At 31.5% G+C, this 21,656-nt stretch carries 13 protein-coding genes; 5 read left to right on the top strand and 8 right to left on the bottom strand.

The features are described from left to right. Positions 1 to 118 precede the first annotated feature (118 nt). Positions 119 to 898 (top strand): alpha/beta fold hydrolase, encoded by a 780-nt coding sequence (locus tag ACIQ2I_RS01355; protein ID WP_396180641.1) that lies wholly within the window; start codon positions 119 to 121, stop codon positions 896 to 898. A gap of 67 nt (positions 899 to 965) precedes the next feature. Here ACIQ2I_RS01355 and ACIQ2I_RS01350 read toward each other — a convergent pair whose 3' ends face one another. The 4 genes from ACIQ2I_RS01350 to ACIQ2I_RS01335 form a co-directional block, all read right to left on the bottom strand. Continuing rightward, complete coding sequence (locus tag ACIQ2I_RS01350) at positions 966 to 3,755, bottom strand: PD-(D/E)XK nuclease family protein (protein ID WP_396180640.1); 2,790 nt, start codon at positions 3,753 to 3,755, stop codon at positions 966 to 968. Positions 3,756 to 3,820: 65 nt separating this feature from the next. Next, positions 3,821 to 5,248, bottom strand: coding sequence for an OmpA family protein (locus ACIQ2I_RS01345; protein WP_396180639.1), 1,428 nt, complete (start codon positions 5,246 to 5,248; stop codon positions 3,821 to 3,823). 120 nt (positions 5,249 to 5,368) lie between these two features. Beyond that, a complete protein-coding gene (gene kbl / locus ACIQ2I_RS01340; RefSeq protein WP_396180638.1) occupies positions 5,369 to 6,559 on the bottom strand; it encodes a glycine C-acetyltransferase in 1,191 nt (396 codons plus the stop codon). Between the two features lie 31 nt (positions 6,560 to 6,590). Then, the gene (locus ACIQ2I_RS01335; protein WP_396180637.1) at positions 6,591 to 9,734 is read right to left on the bottom strand and encodes a UvrD-helicase domain-containing protein; all 3,144 of its coding nucleotides are present in this window, start codon (positions 9,732 to 9,734) and stop codon (positions 6,591 to 6,593) included. 105 nt (positions 9,735 to 9,839) lie between these two features. On the opposite strand from ACIQ2I_RS01335, the gene ACIQ2I_RS01330 reads away from it, so the two are divergent. The 4 genes from ACIQ2I_RS01330 (at position 9,840) to tyrS (ending at position 16,522) form a co-directional block, all read left to right on the top strand. After that, complete coding sequence (locus ACIQ2I_RS01330) at positions 9,840 to 10,448, top strand: superoxide dismutase (protein WP_396180636.1); 609 nt, start codon at positions 9,840 to 9,842, stop codon at positions 10,446 to 10,448. Positions 10,449 to 10,530: 82 nt separating this feature from the next. After that, entirely contained in the window at positions 10,531 to 12,759 is a 2,229-nt protein-coding gene (locus ACIQ2I_RS01325; protein ID WP_396180635.1) for a DUF5686 family protein, read from the top strand. 39 nt (positions 12,760 to 12,798) lie between these two features. Further along, positions 12,799 to 15,222, top strand: coding sequence for an RND family transporter (locus ACIQ2I_RS01320; protein ID WP_396180634.1), 2,424 nt, complete (start codon positions 12,799 to 12,801; stop codon positions 15,220 to 15,222). A 1-nt stretch (position 15,223) separates the two neighbouring features. Next, the gene (tyrS, locus tag ACIQ2I_RS01315) at positions 15,224 to 16,522 is read left to right on the top strand and encodes a tyrosine--tRNA ligase (protein ID WP_396180633.1); all 1,299 of its coding nucleotides are present in this window, start codon (positions 15,224 to 15,226) and stop codon (positions 16,520 to 16,522) included. 57 nt (positions 16,523 to 16,579) lie between these two features. Here the strand turns inward: tyrS and ACIQ2I_RS01310 are convergent, their stop codons facing one another. From ACIQ2I_RS01310 to ACIQ2I_RS01295, 4 genes are read right to left on the bottom strand one after another with little or no spacing between them, the layout of a single operon-like run. Further along, positions 16,580 to 16,765 carry a DUF2892 domain-containing protein gene (locus tag ACIQ2I_RS01310; RefSeq protein ID WP_091311601.1) on the bottom strand — a complete coding sequence of 62 codons (186 nt, stop codon included), beginning with the start codon at positions 16,763 to 16,765 and terminating at the stop codon, positions 16,580 to 16,582. Between the two features lie 14 nt (positions 16,766 to 16,779). Beyond that, a complete protein-coding gene (locus ACIQ2I_RS01305) occupies positions 16,780 to 17,085 on the bottom strand; it encodes a hypothetical protein (RefSeq protein ID WP_396180632.1) in 306 nt (101 codons plus the stop codon). Between the two features lie 11 nt (positions 17,086 to 17,096). Beyond that, a complete protein-coding gene (locus tag ACIQ2I_RS01300) occupies positions 17,097 to 20,312 on the bottom strand; it encodes an efflux RND transporter permease subunit (protein ID WP_396180631.1) in 3,216 nt (1,071 codons plus the stop codon). A 49-nt stretch (positions 20,313 to 20,361) separates the two neighbouring features. After that, positions 20,362 to 21,450, bottom strand: coding sequence for an efflux RND transporter periplasmic adaptor subunit (locus tag ACIQ2I_RS01295; protein ID WP_396180630.1), 1,089 nt, complete (start codon positions 21,448 to 21,450; stop codon positions 20,362 to 20,364). Positions 21,451 to 21,656 lie beyond the last annotated feature (206 nt).

Genomic DNA, 21,656 nt, shown 5'->3' with positions numbered 1-21,656 from the left:
TTCAAGTTTCAGGTTAAACGGTTTGCGAAAGTGAGCCGTTTTTTTTGAACACAAAAAACTTTGTGTGCTTCGCGAAAAAACTTTGCGCTCTTTGCGTTTAAATTCTACATTTGTATTTATGAAAACCACCCACTTCAAAAATACTAAAATCAGTTATACCGACCAAGGAAAGGGCAATGCGGTTATTTTGTTACATGGTTTTTTGGAAAACAGTACCATGTGGAAGTATTTGGCGCCAGTTTTAGCTAAAAAAAACCGAGTGATTTGTATTGATTTGTTAGGTCACGGACAAACAGATTGTTTAGGATATATTCACAGTATGGAAGACATGGCAGATGCTGTTCATCATGTTATATCCGAATTAAAAATCCGAAAAGCAATATTAGTTGGTCATTCTATGGGTGGTTATGTGGCTTTAGCTTTTGCAGAATTATATCCTGAAATGATGAAAGGTATGGTATTATTAAATTCCACTTCGCGGGCTGATAGCGATGAAAGAATTGCAAATAGAACACGTTCCATAAAAGCAGTAAAACAAAATTATGTAGCTGCAGTTAGAATGAGTATCGCTAATTTATTTTCGGAAGAAAATAGAGAAAAATTGATTGCACAAATTGAATGGGTTCGGGAAGAAGCGTTACAAACCCCTTTACAAGGAATTATAGCTGCTCAAGAAGGCATGAAACTGAGAAAAGACCGGGAAGTGTTGTTGCATTTTGCGCCTTATCCAATTATGCTGGTTCTTGGTAAAAAAGATCCCGTTTTAAATTACGAAGAAAATGTAGAGCAAATTGATGGAACAAAAGTAAAACTAATTTCTTTCAATGACGGACATATGAGTCATTTCGAAAACCAAGCGGAATTGGAAAAAGTTATAGTTGGGTTTTTGAAGATTTAATTCCACACGAATTTCACTAATTATTACTAATATTAAGCTTAGTACATTCGAAAATTTGTGATAAAATTTATTTAATTACTTCTTTAAAAGAAATTTCTGGATTTAAAATTTCTTGAATTAAGATCACTAATTCTTCCGTAAATTGATCCAAAAATTCTGTTGTAATAGTTGTTTCCCCAATAACGCCTCTTCCTTTGCCAAATGTAAAAGGTAAAAATCCAGCTTTCATATTCTTTAAAGAAAAAATTCCTGCTTCCACATTATAATTCCCTTTTAAGGGATTTGTTTGAAACATTAATGCATAACACAAAAGTTGAATAATTTTATCATTAGCTATATCGAGGGTTAAACCATTAAAAGTATCTATTTTAAGTTTATTACCTTCTACCTTTCCAGTTTTATAATCGATGATTCTGATGGTGTTATTTCGCAACTCAATTCTATCTACTTTGCCTGCAATTTTTATTTGAAAAGGCAAATTATGATGTTCAAATATACTTTCATGTGGCTTTTCTAAAGACAAAATATATAGTTCATCTCCACTTTCAATATTTTGTTTTTCCTGAACTAAGAAGTTATAAATATTCCGTTTAGCTACTTCAAAAGCAATCAAATTTTTGCCTTTTTTGATATCGCCTTCTTTATACACTTCTACAAATTTTTCTAACGTAAACGTTTCAATATTCTGAATCATTAGATCGATATCTGAAGATTTAATTTGAATATTTTTGCCTTCAAAAGGTTGGTACATTTTCTCTAATACTTCATGAATTATAGTTCCTAAGGTATTAGCGGCCACATTTTCTTCCACTTCTTTATTTTCGGGAACGCCTAAAATTCTTTGGTAATAAAACTGAATCGGATTGCGTAAATAATTAGTCAAAGCCGAAGGTGAAAAACCTTTAATTGTTGCAATTTCTTTCAATCTATCTAGAATTAGTTGCGTTTTTAAAACCTCAATCGGTTGATAAATTGTATCTGGTTTTATTGCATTATAAAAGACTTTTTTAAAATTATGATTTGGCAAATGTTCAATTTCTAGCTGAGTTATAAAACGACTTTTTTCTCCAGCGTCAATGCCTTCCGAATGTGTATTATATAATAAATAAATGTTCTTCGCACGTTGCAACAAACGATAAAAATGATAGGTGAAAATGGCATCGCGGTCTTTATATGTTGGCAATCCTTTTTCTAATTTTACATCATATGGAATAAAGGAAGTGTTCGATTTTCCACCAGGCAATTTGCCTTCATTTAAAGAAGTAATAATTACGTTTTCAAAATCTAAAACCCGACTTTCCAATATTCCCATTATTTGCAACCCTTTTAGCGGTTCGCCTTCAAAAGAAACCTGAGCCTGATCTATAACTTGTTTATAAATAGAAAATAATATTTCTAAATTTTCAATTTTATTGTACGTTTCGTAGTAATTTGTTATTTTAAGAATTAAATTATAAATAGAAAACACAAATGCTTTGGTAACTTTATCTTGTTCGTTTTGATTGCTTAAATGTGTTTTAATGTAAATAAGAATGGCTTTTAATTTCTCTAAAATTTCATTTATCGATACATTCCAATTAAAAAACAAGTGACCAACTAATTCATTATTGAGTAAATCGTATTTAGAGAATAATTCATCAAGTCGATTGCTTGTTATAAAGGTTAAATTAGAATTTTTAATAATTTTTACTACTTCATTCGCATTGATACATGAAACTATTAATGGGTTATTTAAAATTTCTAATAGTTCTTTGTAATAAAAAACACTTTGTTTTTTGTTTCGATTTTGCGCATTTAAATGCAGTTGAAATAATTTGTAAATTAATATTTGTGCTGGATTGTTTTTGCTCGGATAACCCATAGTAATATTTAAATTTTCAACCTCAACAGGTAAAGCATTTAATATGGGTAATAAGATATTTTCTTCACTTAAAACAATTGCAGTATTTTCTAATGATTTTTTTTCTGCTACAATTTTTTCAATAATTTTTCCAGCAATTTTTGCCTGACCAATAGACTTTGGTGTGCCTATAACTTCAATATTTTTTTCATTTGAAAAAGTATCTGTAATCCAATTAAAAGGATGCGTTTCAAAATGTTTCCAAGAGTTTTTTATTCGACGCAAAAACAAACCTGCATCATGGAATTCGTCTTTTAAAAAAACAGAATCAATGTCCCAAAATATAGAGGCTTTATTATGTTCTAATAAACATTTAATTATTAACTCTTCTGAAGCATTTATGGCATTAAAACCCGCAAATACAAAAGTTTTATCTTCTAATTCTTTAGCAAAAGCAACACAATTTTCGGATGCTTTTCTATATAACAAGCCCTGATAACCAACTTTCTTATTTAATAAATGCGTTGTAAATTTTTCATAATATATGGGCATTAATTTCCAAAATTCTAACTGGTTTTCAATTAACTTAGATTGATTATTTACATTTGGAGTCCATTGTTTGATGCGTTCAATATCTAATAAATAAGAAAAAATTTCATTCTGATTGATTAAATACCTATCAATTTCATTAAAATCTTGAATGAGTGTTACGGCCCAGCTTGAAAATTTTTCGAAGTCCTGTTGTTTGGCTTTTTCAGTGATATTTAAATACACAATATAGAACTCAAATAAAAGCTCAATATTATCTAGAGTTCTTAATTGCGCTATTTCCTCAATCAGCATTTCAATACTAACTATATTAGGTGCAAAAAAAGTTGTAGAAGATTGTTTTTTTAACTCTTCGATTAAAAATATTTTGGCTCTTTTGTTTGGTAAAACAATGTTTATATTATGTAATGAAGAAGAAGAATTACTTAATAACTCTTTTGCCAGTTTAGATAAAAATGATGCATCCATGGCAATAAAGATAAAAAAAAGGTCTCAATAAATTGAGACCTTTTAAAAATATTATGATAGAAAAATTATTTTACTAATTTAACTTCTACTCTTCTGTTTTGTGCTTTACCTGCTTTAGTTGCGTTTGTTGCAACTGGCTTAGCTTCTCCAAAACCTTCAGATATTAATCTGTCTGATGAAATACCGTTATCAATCAAGTATGATCTTACAGCGCCAGCTCTATTTTGAGATAACATTAAGTTAGCTGCATCTTTACCATCTGAATCAGTATGTCCTTCTAAAGCGAATTTAGCAGTTGGATATTCTTTTAAGATAGCAACAATTGCTTGCAATACTGGTAATGTTTGTGCTTGGAAAGATGATTTTGCAGAATCAAATAAAATTGTTTTTGCATAATCATTTAATTTTTTAATAGTGTCTTCAGATACTTCTGGACATCCATTGTTTGCAACAGTTCCTGCTACAGTTGGACATTTGTCATCTTTATCTAAAACTTTATCCCCATCAGTATCAGGCCATGGGCATCCACTGTTAGCTTTTTCCCCTTTTACAGTAGGACATTTGTCGTTTTGATCAGCAATTCCATCGCCATCAGCATCCGGACAACCTTTTAAAACTGGTAAACCAGCTACATCAACACAAGCGTCATCTTTATCAGCAACAGTATCACCATCTTGGTCAGGACATCCATTCATTTCTGGAGAACCAGCTTCTTCTGGACAAGCATCAGCTGAATCTTGGATTCCATCTAAATCAGTATCAGGACAACCATTGAATGCAGCTAAACCTTTAACTTCTGGACAAGAATCTTCAGCATCAATTATACCGTCATCATCTTTATCTGTAGCTCCAAATTGGAATTTTAAACCTGCATGGTTAAAGAAATGTGTTGGAATATCAGCATTAGCTACTCTATTATCATCAAAGCTAGTTTTAAAAGTAGATCCTAATGTAAATGCCACATTTTTAGCAAACCACAAATTTAATCCCCAACCAGCGTTAACTGTTCCTGCTGAAGCATCACCCATAAAAACATAACCACCACCTAAATTTAAAGATGGGTCAAACCATTTAGATTTTAACAAAGATTTAAAACTGTAAGAAACTGCCGCATCTAAACCATAATAGCTTAAATCACCTGGGTTACTAACAACCATTCCTCTTGCGTCTGCATTAACTGCAGTTGGTTTAAAGTCAACAAATTTGGTAATTTTGTTAAAAGATCCAGTCATTTCGAAAGAAAAACCATCTCCAACGTATTTAGATACGCTTAGGTAAGATACTGAAGGAATAATATTCCAATTGTCTTTCATATCTAATGCTTGAGAATACGTTTTTTCAAAAAACCCTAATCCATCTCTACTAGCACTTACTCTAGTGTCTACTGCGTTTACTCCAAAAGACACCGCCCATGGATTAATGTTATCTTGTGCTTGTGACGTTAGTCCAACAAACAACAAAGCAGCAGAAAATAATTTGTTCAAATGTTTCATACTTTTTATTTAGTTTAATTATAATTCGTTATATTTAAGAGCAAAAGTAATATGTTTTTTATAATTTACAAAACTTTTGTTTGTTTTTTCATAATTATATGTTAAACAAATTATTTTTATTTAAATTATGTTTAATTTTTTTGCAACACTTTCAAAAGCAAAAATAGCTTTATCGAGGTGTTCTTTAGTATGAGCCGCAGATAATTGCACTCTAATTCTAGCTTTGTCTTTTGGAACCACAGGGTAAAAGAATCCAATCACATAGATGCCTAGTTTTAGCAATTCGTCAGCCATTTCTTGTGATAATTTTGCGTCATATAACATAATAGGTACAATAGCAGAATCGCCATCAATAAAATCTAAACCTGCTTTTCTAATGCCTTCTTTAAAATAATTGATATTCCATTCTAATTGATCTCTTAATGAAGTATCCTTTTTTAATAGTTCAAAAACTTTTATAGAAGCGCCTACTATTGCAGGTGCTAATGAATTTGAAAATAAATAAGGCCGCGAACGCTGACGTAATATTTCAATTACTTCTTTTTTAGCAGTAGTATAACCACCCATAGCGCCACCTAAAGCTTTTCCTAAAGTTCCTGTAATAATATCTACACGAGTCATTACGTTTTTAGCTTCCATCGTGCCTTTTCCTGTTGCACCAATAAATCCAGCAGCGTGACATTCGTCTACCATAACTAATGCGTCATATTTATCGGCTAAATCGCAAATTATATCCAAAGGTGCTACTAGTCCGTCCATTGAGAAAACACCATCGGTTACTATTAACTTAAAACGATGACCTGCATCTGTTGCTTTAATTAATTGTGCTTCTAAATCTTCCATATTAGAATTTTCATAACGATAACGAGCGGCTTTACACAAACGCACACCATCAATAATTGAAGCGTGATTTAAACTATCGGAAATAATACAATCTTCTTCTCCTAATAATGGTTCGAAAACACCACCATTGGCATCAAAAGCTGCGGCATACAAAATCGTGTCCTCTGTTCCATAAAAATCAGCAATTTCTGCTTCTAATTGTTTGTGAATATCTTGCGTGCCACAGATGAAACGAACAGACGACATTCCGAAGCCATGAGAATCTAAAGCGTCTTTTGCAGCTTGTACCACTTCTGGATGTGAGGAAAGTCCTAAATAATTATTGGCACAAAAATTTAAAACGGTTTCACCATTAACAACTATTTCTGCACCTTGAGGCGAAGTGATAATGCGTTCTTTTTTATATAATCCGTTTTCTTGAATTGTATTTAATTCATTTTGTAAGTATGCTTGAATTTTTCCGTACATTTTTTTTATAATTGTTGGTTGTTTAAATTTTCTACAAATGTATAATTTTTAATTCTTCTCCTATATATAGTAAAACTTTTTTAGTTACTTTAAGTTGCATTTTTTCAATAACGCGAGTATAGTTTGCAATTTGCAATTTGTGTTTTTCTTCTTCTGCTCCAGTTTTATAATCAATAAGAAAAGCTTCCGTATTATGAATTACCAATCTGTCCGGTTTTAAATTGATTTCGTTTGGCGAAATTATATTATGTTCTGTAAAAACTGTGTAATTCGGATTAAAAAAATCTTCTAATTCTGGATGATAAATAATTTGATTTATTTTATCTTCAAAAATGCTTTTTTGCGATTGTTGAAACAGACCTTCATCTAAGCTTTTGGTTAATGCAGGTTGCAAATCATTCTTCGTTGTAATATACGATAAAATTTGATGAATAATATTTCCGAACTCAATAGCATCTTGCTGTAAAGTACCCCACATTAAGGCTTCTTTTTTTGCTATTTTTATCGAAGAAAAATCTAATGCATTTTTTACTGCCTGAATTTCTGCTTTATTTTTAGTAAATAATTTCGGTTGCGATTGTCTTTTCGGATTGCCGAACACATATGCTTTTTGTTCGATAGAAAAATTTGCGTTTTGCGACAAAAAATTTATGAAATATGAAGCCAGCGTTTTGGCAGTTGAAATTTCGCCTTTTGTAGTTATTTTATAACTACTAATTATATGTAATTGTTCTTCGGCGCGAGTTAATGCTACGTATAACACGTTTATAGTATCTAAAATTTCTTCTTGCGATTTGGTTTTATAAATTTCTTTAGTTTGACCACTATATTTTTCTAAAATCTTATTGTTTTTTACCAAAGCTTGAGGCATATCTATGCTTTCGTCTTCCATTGGAATCCAAATATTATTACTTCTTGGATTCAAACTATCATCGGCAAACGGATAAATTACCACAGGAAATTCTAATCCTTTAGATTTATGAATGGTCATTATTCTGATCGCCTTTTCTCCTTCTGGCGAAGGAATGCTTTGCTTGAATCCTGATTTTTTCCAATACTCTAAAAAATCAGCGATACTGGTTTGGTATTTTACGTTTCTCTCTAAAACTAAATCTAAAAAATATTGCACATACGAAATGGTAGTTTTCTCTTTTAAAAATACGTTTACTATATTTTCTGCCGCTTCATATAAGGATTTTTTTCTGCAATTTTCAAATGATATGTCAAAACTAAATGAAGCCAAATACTTTTGTAAATCATCTTCAGATAAATCTTTTGCAGCTATTATGAAGTCGTGAATTTCTTCTTTACTAACTTTAGTGGTTGCCAAAAAATACAACCAATTTATTTTTGATTCTTGATTGTTAGCACTATCCAAATATTCTAAAAAATTAATGATGAATTTTACTTCCGAAGCATTTTGAATTAGTAACGTTTCCGATGAAATAATTGGAATATTATTTTCGGTTAAAAAATTAGCCAATAAAACGCCGTTTTTAGTTTTTCGAGTTAATAAAACAATGTCTGAATACTCAAATCCATTGGCAATTGAATTTTGAATGATTTCTAAGGTTTTAGACAAATATTGCTTGTCTTTTTCGGTAATGGTTTCATCATCTGAAATTTCATCATTAATTTCAATGGTATCGTCTAAAAAAGTAACTGATACAAAACCACCTATTTTTTCATTTGTTTTCTGACCAGCGGTATCTTTATATAATTTATGATAAGCTTCATTGGCAAATTCTCCAGAAAGAAATTCGAAAAAATGATTATTAAAATCGATAACTTCCGAATAACTTCTGTAATTTTTTGGTAAATTTTCTACAATTTTCAACTTGTTAGAAAACGGATTATCAGAAGTGCTTAAGTCTATAAATTGTTCTGCTTTTCCACCGCGCCAGCGATAAATAGATTGTTTTGGATCGCCTACAATCATTAATGACCCTTTTGTGCCATCTAAATCTTCACTTGCCAAGGCATTATCAATTAGTGGTATAAAATTTTCCCACTGTAACTGTGAAGTATCCTGAAACTCATCTATAAAATAATGACGATATCTATCGCCTAAACGCTCATAAATAAATGGAGCTGGTTGGTCTTTAATTTCGTTGTGAATAATAGTATTAAAATCGGAAATAGACAATACATTTTGGTCTTCTTGTAATTGTTTGTATTCTTTATAAATTACATTGATTAACGACAATGGAATCATATTTTTAAGAATCAAATCGAATAAAGCATTTTCGTATTTTGCTTTGTAAATAGTTGTTAATTTTAATTTCCAAGAAGGTAAAAAACGGGTAATAACTTCTAAATTATTTGACTTTTTAGGAACAAGAATTTCTTTGTCATTTACAAAATCGTACTCGGTTGCTTTTTCGTGAAACAAATTGACAACATGATTGTAAAATGTTTTGCGGTCAAAATCTTCTTCTGTTAAATTATTTGAGGCAAAATCATCTAAAATTAATTTCGCGTTTTCCTTTATTTTTTTGATATTCTCTTCAATTTTTGATTTAATTTTTTCAGTAATTTTAGAAAAATCATCAACAGATTTATCACTTAATTTTCCAAAATTGAAAAAATGTTCTTCGTTTAAAATTAATTTTGAGACTTCATACAAATCTAATGTTACATCCCAACTTTTATCATCATCTGTTTTGCTTTTTGCAAAATTTATTAAAACATGAGTTAATTCATCCTCTTCTCCTGCTTTGGCAACCACAACATCAATGGCATTCTTCAAAAGTTCATCTGTATCTAAAGTGACATCAAAATTAGTTGGTAAATTTAAATCGTGCGTGAAAGTTCTAATAATTCGATGCGTAAATTTATCAATAGTAGAAATGTCAAACGCCGCGTAATTATGAATTAAATTCTTTAAAATTTTTCTGGATTTTTGTTGTATTGTAGGTATATCTAATTTTATTTCAGCTGCAATTTCTTGCATAAAGTCAGCTGTTTTTTCAGTAACTTCATTTTTTGTAAACGCAACTAAACTATCAATAATACGGCTCTTCATTTCTTCAACCGCTTTATTGGTAAAAGTAATGGCTAGAATTTTTTTATAAGTATCGTTAGCAGGAGCAACCAACAAAATTTTTAAATACTCTTTTGTTAAGGTATACGTTTTACCCGAACCAGCTGAAGCGTTATAAACTTGAAATGCCATATTACAAATAATCTTTTAAGAAAGTATTAGGACGGAAAAATTTTATTTTCAAAGTTAAAGTTATAAATTTGAAAAAAATAATTAATCAAATAAAAATAGTAAATTATGGCTTTTGAACTCCCACAATTACCATATGCATATGATGCATTAGAACCACATGTTGATGCAAGAACTATGGAAATTCACCATACTAAACATCACAATGCTTACACAACAAATTTAAATGCCGCAATAGCTGGAACAGATTTAGAAGGAAAATCTATTGAAGCCATTATGGCTAATTTAGACCTGAATAATATGCCTGTTAGAAATAACGGAGGTGGTTTTTACAATCACAATTTATTTTGGACCGTAATGTCTCCAAATGGCGGTGGATTGCCAACAGGTGAATTAGCAGCTGCAATTGATGCCTCTTATGGTTCGTTTGATACTTTTAAAGCAGAATTTGCGAAAGCCGCAGCTACACGTTTTGGCTCAGGCTGGGCTTGGCTTTGTGTGCAAAAAGGCGGAAAAGTTGAAGTGTGTTCTTCACCAAATCAAGATAATCCTTTAATGCCTGGAATTGGTTGTGGCGGAACGCCTGTTTTAGGATTAGACGTTTGGGAACACGCGTATTATTTAAACTATCAAAACAGAAGACCTGATTATATTGAAGCGTTTTTCAATGTAATTAACTGGGACGAAGTAACAAAACGTTTCAACGAATCGAAATAAATTTTCACAAAAACAAAATAAAAGCGTGCAAGTAATTGGACGCTTTTTTATTATCTGTATATTTGCTTTTAATTTATTCTAAATGAGAATACTGCTGTGGTTAATTTATTTATTTTCTATTGGAGCGCTTGCTCAAAAGCACGCTGTAAAACAAAATGAAAGCACAGAAAAATTAGTTCGCAAGGTTATTGGTGTTTTAAACAAAAACCAATTAAAAACTCCTGATTTTAGTTGCGTCTTTTACGAAAAATCCATAATTTCTGCTTATCCAGATTCTATTTCTGCTTCAATTGATACGCTTTTTAAAAACAAGCGAAAAACGAAATTTATAATAGATTCTTCAAGTTATAAATTCAAAAAGATTATTACCAAACAACATGTTTATCAAACCGAAAAAGTTTCAAAAATTTCTTTCGTAAAAGGCAAGAAAAAAGAAATTATTATTGGGTTAAAAATGGCTGGTTTAAAACAACCTATTTACGAATTATTAGGACAAGAATTTATGCCTTTTGTTTGGAGTAAAAAACAATTGAAAATTTTACAATTTACCTTTCAAAATCCGTTTTCAACTGATGGCGCTCTTAAATATAAATTTGAAATAACAGACACATTAATCAAGCTAAATGGGAAGGAAATAGTGTTGCAGTTTGAATTAAAAAAAAGCATCAAAAAAAACAAATTAAAAGGTGTGGCTATTGTTGATTTAAAAACAAATGCCATTACTAAAATTACTTTTTTAATAAATAGTATTATAAATGTTAAAGCGGAAACTGTTTTTGATTCTTTTAATGATGGAAAATCGTGGTTTCCAATTTCGCAAAACATTTTAGTTACAAAAGGAAAAGGAAAACAAAACATTGATTTTTTAGGAGAAACCATACAATTTGATAATTTGCCAAATACCTCCAAAAAATACGATTATTCAAATGATTTGTTTGTTAAAATAAATAGGAACTTTAACAATTATAACTTTTCAACAGTTCCAAAAAAACAAAATTATCAAATTCAAATCGATGAAAATGCCACTAAAACAAATGCTTTTTTTATAAATACAATTACCAATGATACTTTAGACATTCGTTCTAAAAACACCTATCAAGCTTTAGACAGTTTAGTAACTGCGTCAAAAATTGAAAAGAAAATTTATTTCGGCAAGAAATTAATTGGCGGCCAAATTCCGTTTGGTTGGTTTGATTTTCGTGCCCGAGATATTTTTAAATTTAATAATTACGAAGGTTTTAGATTGGGCATTGGCATACAAACAAATGACCGCCTTTCCGCCTATTATAAATTATTTGGTTATATTGCGTATGGCACAAAAGACGGCGTTTTTAAAAGTCAATTTGGAAGTGCTTTTCGAGTTTCAAAAACTACGAATAGTTGGATTTCGGGTTCATTTACAAACGATAATAATGAGTTTGCCGATTTATCTCTTTTAGCAGACAATAAGCGATTTAGACTTATAGATCCACGACCATTTAATCTATCTACATTTTACAACCATCAATCTTATGAGCTGGCTTTTGAATCTAAATTTATAACTAAAGTTGAAACTATATTTAAAATAAATCGTTCCCGAATCAATCCTTTATTTGAATACGAATTTATTGCACAAAATAAATCCTTTAAAGTTTATAATTTAACGTTGGCAACAATTAGTTTTGAATGGTCGCCAAACAGTAAGTTTTTACAAGCTCCACAAGAAATTTTAGAAGTAGAAAAAGGATTTCCAAAGGTAATTTTACAAGTCTCTCAAACCCTTCCAAATGTATTAAGCGAAAACATTGAATTTACGAAAATAGATGCCCGAGTTTATCAAGAAAAAAAATATTTATGCGGACAAAAAACCACTTTTTTATGGCAAGGTGGAATAAGTTTAGGTAACGCGCCACTTTCTCATTTGTATAGTGTGGCCCCAAATAATTTAAACCGAGATGCCATTTTGAGTCGGATTACATTTGCCAATAAAACATCTTTTGAAACTATGTATTTCAATGAGTTTTTTTCGGACCGGTATTCGCTTTTTCAGGTGAAACACTATTTCAATAAATTTCAAATTTCAAAAAGTATTAAACCTATTTTAGTAGTTGGCAGTAAAGTAGCTTTTGGTGGTTTCTCTCATCCCGAAAATCATCAAGGTATCACATTTAAAACCATGGAAAAAGGTTTTTATGAAAGTGGATTTGAATTGCAAAATATTTTTAAAGGCTTTGGTTTATCGACATATTACAGATATGGCCCGTACCAATTATCAACATTTGATGAAAATATTGCTATAAAACTATCTTTTACATTGAACTTGGGGATATAATCCACCATAATTATTACCTTTGCACCCTAAAATCATATCATGACGAAGTGGTTAAATACCAGTTTTTGGAATTTTGTAGCGCGTACGCTTTTAAGAAATCGACATTGGGTGCTTTTGAGTATTGCTTTGTTTACTATTTTTATGGCATCACAATGGAAATATATTCGTTTTACACAAACTGAAGCTAATTTATTGCCCGCTGACCATAAAGAAAATATAGCTTATGCCGATTTTTTAAATAAATTTGGCGAAGAAGGAAATATTATCATTTTTGCCGTAAAAAGTTCGGATGTTTTTAAGCCAACTACTTTTAAAGCGTGGAATGATATGATGCGTTCTATTGCAAAAAACAATGAAGTAGATGGTGTCTTGTCGTTTAATGAAATTCAGGATTTAGTTAAAAATGATTCCTTACAAACCTTTCAAATACAACCTTTTATAGATCAAAAAAAAGTCGCTAATGCCGCTTACTTAAATACCAAAAAACAAGATTTATTAAACAAAATGCCTTTTTACGAAAGCTTATTGTTTAATAAAAAAAGTGGGGTGGTTAGAAGCGTCATCTATCTTAAAAAAGACATCGTAAACCAACCCGAAAGAAAAGAATTTGTTTTAAACAAACTAATTCCAGCCATTGAATCGTTTAAAGAAACAACAAAAACGGACATCAAAGTTTCAGGCATGCCTTACATTAGAACCATGAATGCCAAAGCAATTATTAGCGAAATTGGTTTGTTTATTGGCGCTACTTTATTGGTAACATCCCTACTTTTCTATTTCTTTTTCCGTTCGTTTCGTACCACTATGATGGCGCTTTTTGTGGTGATGATTGGTGTGATGTGGTCTTTCGGATTTTTAGGATTATTGCGTTATGAAATTACTGTTTTAACCGCTTTAGTACCTTCGTTGATTGTTATTATTGGTATTCCGAATTGTATATTCCTAACCAATAAATACCATCAAGAAACGCGAATTCACGGAAACAGAGCAAAAGGTTTACAACGTGTTTTAACTAAAGTTGGAACCGCAACTTTTATTACAAATGTCACAACAGCGGTTGGTTTTGCAACTTTTATTATTACTGACAATAAATTATTACAAGAATTTGGTATTGTAACCTCTATAAATATTATGGCGCTTTTTGTGCTTAGTTTATTTGTAATTCCGATATTCTTTAGTTTCATGCCAATTCCAAAGGCAAGACATTTGGAACATTTGGAACGAGGGTATTTGGTAAATTTTAAAAACTGGATAATCAACCAAGTAAAATATCATAATGTTAGAGTTTATGCTGTTGCAGTTGGTATTTTAATTTTAGGAATTATTGGCGTTTATAAAATAAATATTTCTGGAAGCATCTTGGAAGATATGCCAAAAAGCACGCCATTCTTTGAAGACATTCGTTTTTTTGAAAAAGAATTTAAAGGTGTTTTGCCTGTTGAAATTTTAATTGACACCAAACGTAAAAAAGGCGTGATGAAAATTTCAACTTTGAAAAAAATGGATGAGTTGCAATCGGAAATTGAAGCCATTCCTGAACTTTCAAAACCAGTTTCTATTGTCAATTTGGTGAAATTTTCTAAACAAGCGTATTACAACGGAAATTCTGCTTTTTATGATTTACCAGATTCGCAAGAGCAAGCTTTTATTTTACCCTATTTAAAAAATTCATCAAAAGACAGTAAAAATAATCCATTAAAAAGTTATGTAGATGCCACTGGGCAATATGCAAGAATTTCGACTTTTATGAGAGAAGTGAGTACCGATGAAATGGTGAAAGTGGAAGAAAAATTAAATGACCGAATCAATAAATTATTTCCAAAAGAACAATTTACTGTTACCATTACAGGAAAAGCGTTATTGTTTCAAAAAGGAACGAGTTATTTATTAGAAAATTTAATTGAATCGTTATTATTCGCTTTGGCATTAACAGGTGCATTAATTTTCTTTTTATTCCGTTCGGTGAAAATGATTTTTGTAGCTTTGATTCCGAATTTATTGCCTTTATTAGCCACGGCTGGATTGATGGGATATTTAGATATTCCAATCAAACCCTCAACTATTTTGGTTTTCGGAATTGCGTTTGGACTTTCCGTAGATGATACCATTCGATTCTTAGCGCAATACAGACAAGAATTGGTGCGAAATAACTGGAAAATTAAAAAATCCATCTTCTCCACATTAGAAGAAGAAGGACCGAGTATGTTTTATACTTCTTTCGTATTATTGTTTGGATTTTCGGTTTTTACTTTATCCGATTTCGGAGGAACAGTTGCCTTAGGAGGTTTGGTTTCCATCACTTTATTATTCGGAATGTTAACCAATTTAATTTTATTGCCAAGTTTGGTTTTATCATTAAATAGAAGTATCGCTAATGAACAAGAATTTACAGCCCCAACAATAGATATTTTAGAAAATAATGAAGACCCGGAAGCTTTGGGTGAAGAAATAAAAATAAAATAAAATGAAGAATTTAATTGAAGAATTACAATGGAGAGGTTTGGTCCACGATGCCATGCCGGGAACAGAAGAGCAACTTTTAAAAGAGCCAACAGCTGTTTACATCGGTTTTGATCCTACTTCAGATTCGTTACATATTGGAAGTTTGGTGCCTATTATTTTATTGATGCACTTACGAAAATTCGGACATAAACCTTACGCTTTAGTGGGTGGTGCAACAGGTATGATTGGTGATCCATCAGGAAAATCTAGCGAAAGAAATTTATTAGATGAGGCCACTTTAAATCACAATGTAGAAGGAATTAAAGGCGTGTTATCTCGATTTTTAGATTTCAATGCTACAGATGCACAAGCCCCAGTTTTAGTAAACAATTATGATTGGATGAAAGATTTTTCATTTATCGATTTTGTACGTGAAGTAGGAAAACGCATTACGGTAAACTATATGATGAGTAAAGATTCTGTGAAAAAGCGGTTGACTGGTGAAGGCGAAGGAATGAGTTTTACAGAGTTCACATACCAATTAATTCAAGGGTACGATTTTTATCATTTGCACAAACACCACAATTGTAAATTACAAATGGGCGGAAGCGACCAATGGGGAAACATCACCACTGGTACAGAATTAATCCGTAGAATGAACGTAGATTCTGAAACGGAAGGTAAAGCTTTCGCGATGACTTGCCCGTTAATTACAAAAGCAGATGGTTCAAAATTCGGGAAATCGGAAAAAGGAAATATTTGGTTGGATGCTGATAAAACGTCTCCATACGAATTTTACCAATTTTGGTTTAATACGACTGATGTTGATGCCGAAAAATATATTAAAATTTTCACATTCTTAGACAAAGCAACGATTGATGCATTGTTAGCGGAACATGCCGAAGCACCTCATTTAAGAGTTTTACAGAAAAAATTAGCCGAAGAAGTAACCGTAATGATTCACGGTGCAGCAGAACACGAAAAAGCGGTTTTTGCTTCTCAAGCCTTCTTTAAACCAACCGTGGACGATTTAAAACAACTAGATTTAAAAACGTTAGCGGATGTTTTCCAAAGTTTAGACCAAGCGGAAGTTACCTTAGCAGAAATCGAAGCAGGTTACCCAATTGTGGATGCCTTTGTGAAAACAGGATTTTTATCTTCAGGAAACGAAACCAGAAGAGCGTTAAAAGAAAATGCCGTTTCCGTAAACAAAGTAAAAGTTACAGAAGAATATATAATTTCAACTAACGATTTAATTGCGAACACGTTCGTTTTATTGCAAAAAGGAAAGAAAAACTATTATATTTTAAAAGTGGTGTAAGCTGGTTTTAAGTAAAATTCAAAAGCCGTACTGAAAATAATCAGAACGGCTTTTTTGTTAGTCTTTTACGCCTAATTTGGCTAAAATGTCTTCCATTAAACACCATTTTGTAATAGAAGATTGTAATAAATTTGCCCCTACAAAGGCGGTAAACCACAACCAATTTTGGTTAACATATATGGAAAGTAAAATACTAATTAGTACAAAACTTCCAGCTATGGCTCGGATGATTCTATTTTTCATACTTATTTTTTTTATTAATTTGATTTTTCAATATTTAATGTTGCTATATGAATTTTTGACATGGTTTCTTGTTGCGAATTAAATTTAGTTATAGCAGTAAAAACCATATCTACATTTTCAACAGGTACGAAAGCATAAAACAACATACTTTCATTTTCATTCATTTCTGTACCAAACCAGTTTTCACCTATGGCTTCATTACTTGAGTTGTGGTATCCAATAACTTCTTTGTATGAAAAATTATTGACATTTGCTTTTACCAAAATTTGTTTTATTTCTTTTTCAAATTCTGAAATTGATGTTATTATTACTAGTTTCATAAGATCATTTTTTATTGGTTTATTTCCTCAGTACTTTTATTTTCCCACTTTTTTCTTTCCGTGATATAGTAAATAATTGGCACTACTAATAATGTTAATACAGTAGATACAATCGCTCCAAAAACAAGTGATATGGCTAATCCTTGAAAAATTGGGTCAAATAATATAATGATAGCTCCAATTACAACAGCTCCGGTGGTCAATAAAATCGGAGTGGTTCTTACGGCTCCTGCTTCAATAATAGCTTGTTTTAATGGAATGCCTTCGTTTAGTCGGATTTCAATAAAATCGATAAGTAAGACCGAATTTCGTACCATTACTCCTGCTAAAGCAATCATTCCAATAAATGAAGTTGCTGTAAAATAGGCCCCTAACAACCAGTGTCCGAATACAATTCCAACTAACGAAAGTGGAATCGCCATCATCATAACAATTGGTGTTTTAAAGTTTTGGAACCATCCTACAATTAGCATATAAATAATCACAATTACTACTCCAAATGCAATTCCTAAATCACGGAAAACCTCTAACGTAATTTGCCATTCTCCATCCCATTTTACGGTGAAATCACTTTCATCTGAAGGTTGTTCCATGTACAATTCGTTAACTTTATAACCCGCTGGAAGTTTCATTTTTTGCAATTCTTCGTTCATTCCTAAAATGGCATATACTGGACTTTCTAATTCTCCGGCCATATCAGCCGTAACATAAACTACTCGTTTTTGATCTTTTCTGTAGATGGTTTTTTGTAAAACAGCTTCTTTTACTTTAACCAAATCGGAAACAGGTATTACATTTCCACGACTACCTTTGATTTTTAAATTCTGAATATCTTGCAGTGATGTTTTATCCTTATCATCTAAAGAGAGAACTATGCCAACACTGTTATTTGAATTTTCATCGTATAAATTTGAAATTGGATATTCTTTTAACAAATAGGTTAAATTTCCAACAACTTGTTGAGGAGCAATACCATTTAACATTGCTTTTTCTTTGTCAATTTCTAATTTATATTCGGTTTGATTGTCTTCTACATACCAATCAATATCTACAATATCAGTCGTTTTTTCTAAAATACCTTTTACCTGATTGGCTACTTCAATTTGTTGTTTATAATCAGGTCCGTATATTTCAGCAACCAATGTGGATAAAACTGGAGGTCCTGGTGGTACTTCGATAATTTTGACATTTGCACCATATTTTTTTGCGATTTTTTGTACTTCGGGCCGAACTACTTTCGCGATATCGTGACTTTGTAAATCTCTATCTTCTTTATGTAATAAGTTGACTTGGATGTCGGCCATATTGCTTCCACCACGTAAATCGTAATGACGAACCAATCCATTAAACGTAATTGGCGCAGAAGTTCCAATATAATTTTGATAATTAACTACTTCTGGAACCGTTGTTAAATATTGTGCAATTTCTTGAGTTACCGCAGCTGTTCTTTCTAACGTAGTGCCTTCTGGCATATCAATTACCACTTGGAATTCGTTTTTATTATCGAAAGGCAACATTTTTACTAAGACCGATTTCGTAAAAAACATCAATACCGAACCTGCTAATAATACCACTGTAATTCCTAACATTACTCTACGTTTCGTAGAATTTTCTAAAAATGGACGTTCAATTTTATTGTATAGTTTATAAATCCACGACGTTTCTATACCTTGATCTGCTTTGTGTTCTTGTTCTTCTTTTTCGTGTAATAAATGATAACCTAAATAAGGCGTAACCGTTAAAGCAACAAACAACGACAATAACATTGCAATAGACGCACCAATTGGCATCGGACTCATGTATGGTCCCATCATTCCAGATACGAATGCCATTGGTAAAATTGCAGCAATTACTGTAAATGTGGCTAAAATGGTTGGGTTTCCAACTTCATTAATCGCATAAATCGCAGCTTGTTTGAACGGCAATCGCTTCATTTTAAAATGTCGATGCATATTTTCGGCTATGATAATACTATCATCTACTACAATTCCAACTACAAAAACTAAAGCGAAAAGCGTAATTCTGTTTAACGTATAACCTAACATATAATAAGCAAACAACGTTAAAGCAAATGTTAATGGTACTGAAAAGAAAACCACTAAACCACCACGCCAGCCCATAGCTAGCATAACTAAAAGCGTTACCGCAATAATGGCTACGCCTAAGTGCATTAATAATTCACCTACTTTATGTGATGCAGTTTCTCCGTAATTTCTGGAAACTTCTACGTGAACATCATCGGTAATTAATGTCTTTTTTAAAGTCTCAACTTTATCAATGATTTTATCTGAAATTTTCATCGCATCCGCGCCTTTTACTTTTCCAATTGAAATAGTAACCGCAGGATATTCTGATTTGTTTTTCGTATACTTTTCATTCGCTTTTCCATATCCGAAAGACACATAGCTTTTTGGAGTTGCTGGTCCGTCTTGAACAGCTGCCACTTGTTTTAAATACACGGGCATATTCGCATTTACACCCACCACTAAATTTTCTACGTCTTCTGATGTCGATAAAAATTCTCCTGTGGTCAGTAAATATTCTTTGTCATTTGCAACAAAACTTCCTGATTGTGAACTGCCATTATTAGCTTGAATCATTTGCATAATTGCTAAAGGATCCACGCCGTTTTCGGCCATTTTATCTTTGTCTAAAACAACTTTTAATTCGCGAGTTCTTCCACCAATTTCTTTAGTAATAGCAACATCTTTTACTTTTTCAATTTCCGAGGTAACTTCTTCCGCAATTTGACGAATTTCAAAATCATTTAATTTTTCGCTCCAAAGCGTTAATCCTAACACAGGTACATCGTCAATAGAACGTGTTTTTACCATAGGTTTAAATACGCCTTTTGGAAACATATTTTCGTTTTTCATTAACTCATCGTATAATTTTACATACGAGCGTTCTGAATCTTCACCTACATAAAACTGAACAATTATCATTGCTTGACCGTTCATTGCCATACTATGTAAATGTTCTACACCTTTAATATTAGACAATACTTTTTCTAATGGCTTGATAACTCGACTTTCCACTTCTGCCGGACTTGCACCTGGATAGCCAATCATAATATCTGCCATTGGAACATTAATTTGTGGTTCTTCTTCACGTGGAATTAAGAACGAACTATATACCCCAATAATCATCAAACCCACCATTAATAAAATGGTTAGTTTTGAATTGATGAAAAAATGAGCAATTTTACCTGATATACCTTCTTGCATTTTTTTGATTGTTAGATTGTTAGATCTTTAGATTTTTAATAATTAAAATCTAATTTATTGCCACTTTAGCACCATTATACAATTTACCTTCTGATGAAACAATATATTGCTCGTTTGCCGATAAACCTGACAAAACCTCTACTTGATTACCATAAGTTTTACCTGTTCTTACCCATCTTAAAATGGCTGTTTTACCATTAGCAATCGTATAAATTCCTGTTAGTTGTCCTTGTTTTACTAAAGCACTTTCTGGAACCATTACTTTATCTGATTTTACCTTAATTTCTGACTTTGTTGTATTGGAAATTGGAAATTGTACGTTTACAAACATTCCTGATAATATTGATTTATCATTTGAATTTAAAGTCACTTTCACTAAATATTGTCCACCTGTATTTTTTGCTGAACCACTGACTTCGGAAACCTTACCTGAAACTTCTTTATTTAACGATTTTACAATTATTTTTACAGGCATTCCATTTTTTATTTGAGAAATATCCCCCTCAGAAACCATTGCAGTAACTTGCATTCTTGATGCCCCTTCTATGCTTACTAATGGCATTCCTGGATTTGCCATATCACCTTCTTTAATAAAGGTATTGGTTACTTCACCAGAAAATGGAGCGGTAATATTAGAATACGAAAACTGCGCCATAACTTCATTTCGCATTTGTTTCGCACCAGCTAAACCTGCTTTTGCCATTTCGTAACGAGACGTCATATCGTCTAATTCTTTTTGAGAAGCACTTTGTTGTGCAAATAAATTGACAAAACGATCATAATCTTTTTTAGCATTGTTGTATGCTGCTGTTGCTTGAAGTATTGAGGCATCAACTTGTGCTTTTTTAGCTTCTAAATCGGAACTATTTATACTCACTAATAGTTGTCCAGCGCCAACTTTTTGACCTGTTTTTACATGAACTTTGGTTACATAACCCATCATTCTTGTACTTAAATTAGCACTGCTTTCCGCTTCTGTTTTTCCACTTGCGGTAATAAATTCTGAGTTATTAGTAGCTGAACCGTTTACTACAACTTTAATAGCTGGTTCGTTATTGGCTACTTCTTTTGCTTCTTTTCCACATGATAGTAAAACTAAAGTGGCAAGGCTTAAAATGGTTATTTTATTTATATTCATAATGTTTTTATTTAATAATTGAAATTTGTAAAACTTGGAATAATTTTAAAATTAAGATTGATTTTTGATATTGCTATTAAAATTTACTTCGTTAAAAACTGTAAATATTGTTTAGTAAAATTATATTCAAAAACCGCTTGTAATTGCTCTAATTCTTTTTGAATCATTTGTGTTTCAGATTGCAATAAATCAGTAGTTTTTTCTAA

The organism is Flavobacterium sp. (genome assembly GCF_044368995.1).
Taxonomy (GTDB): domain Bacteria; phylum Bacteroidota; class Bacteroidia; order Flavobacteriales; family Flavobacteriaceae; genus Flavobacterium.
Note: the sequence above shows the minus strand (reverse complement) of the source record. Positions and strands in the feature narration are given on the sequence as shown.

Bases quoted from the DNA above. Each gene is read 5' to 3' on its own strand.
- ACIQ2I_RS01355 (WP_396180641.1), top strand. From the start codon at position 119: ATGAAAACCACCCACTTCAAAAATACTAAAATCAGTTATACCGACCAA.
- ACIQ2I_RS01350 (WP_396180640.1), bottom strand. From the start codon at position 3,755: ATGGATGCATCATTTTTATCTAAACTGGCAAAAGAGTTATTAAGTAAT.
- ACIQ2I_RS01345 (WP_396180639.1), bottom strand. From the start codon at position 5,248: ATGAAACATTTGAACAAATTATTTTCTGCTGCTTTGTTGTTTGTTGGA.
- kbl (WP_396180638.1), bottom strand. From the start codon at position 6,559: ATGTACGGAAAAATTCAAGCATACTTACAAAATGAATTAAATACAATT.
- ACIQ2I_RS01335 (WP_396180637.1), bottom strand. From the start codon at position 9,734: ATGGCATTTCAAGTTTATAACGCTTCAGCTGGTTCGGGTAAAACGTAT.
- ACIQ2I_RS01330 (WP_396180636.1), top strand. From the start codon at position 9,840: ATGGCTTTTGAACTCCCACAATTACCATATGCATATGATGCATTAGAA.
- ACIQ2I_RS01325 (WP_396180635.1), top strand. From the start codon at position 10,531: ATGAGAATACTGCTGTGGTTAATTTATTTATTTTCTATTGGAGCGCTT.
- ACIQ2I_RS01320 (WP_396180634.1), top strand. From the start codon at position 12,799: ATGACGAAGTGGTTAAATACCAGTTTTTGGAATTTTGTAGCGCGTACG.
- tyrS (WP_396180633.1), top strand. From the start codon at position 15,224: ATGAAGAATTTAATTGAAGAATTACAATGGAGAGGTTTGGTCCACGAT.
- ACIQ2I_RS01310 (WP_091311601.1), bottom strand. From the start codon at position 16,765: ATGAAAAATAGAATCATCCGAGCCATAGCTGGAAGTTTTGTACTAATT.
- ACIQ2I_RS01305 (WP_396180632.1), bottom strand. From the start codon at position 17,085: ATGAAACTAGTAATAATAACATCAATTTCAGAATTTGAAAAAGAAATA.
- ACIQ2I_RS01300 (WP_396180631.1), bottom strand. From the start codon at position 20,312: ATGCAAGAAGGTATATCAGGTAAAATTGCTCATTTTTTCATCAATTCA.
- ACIQ2I_RS01295 (WP_396180630.1), bottom strand. From the start codon at position 21,450: ATGAATATAAATAAAATAACCATTTTAAGCCTTGCCACTTTAGTTTTA.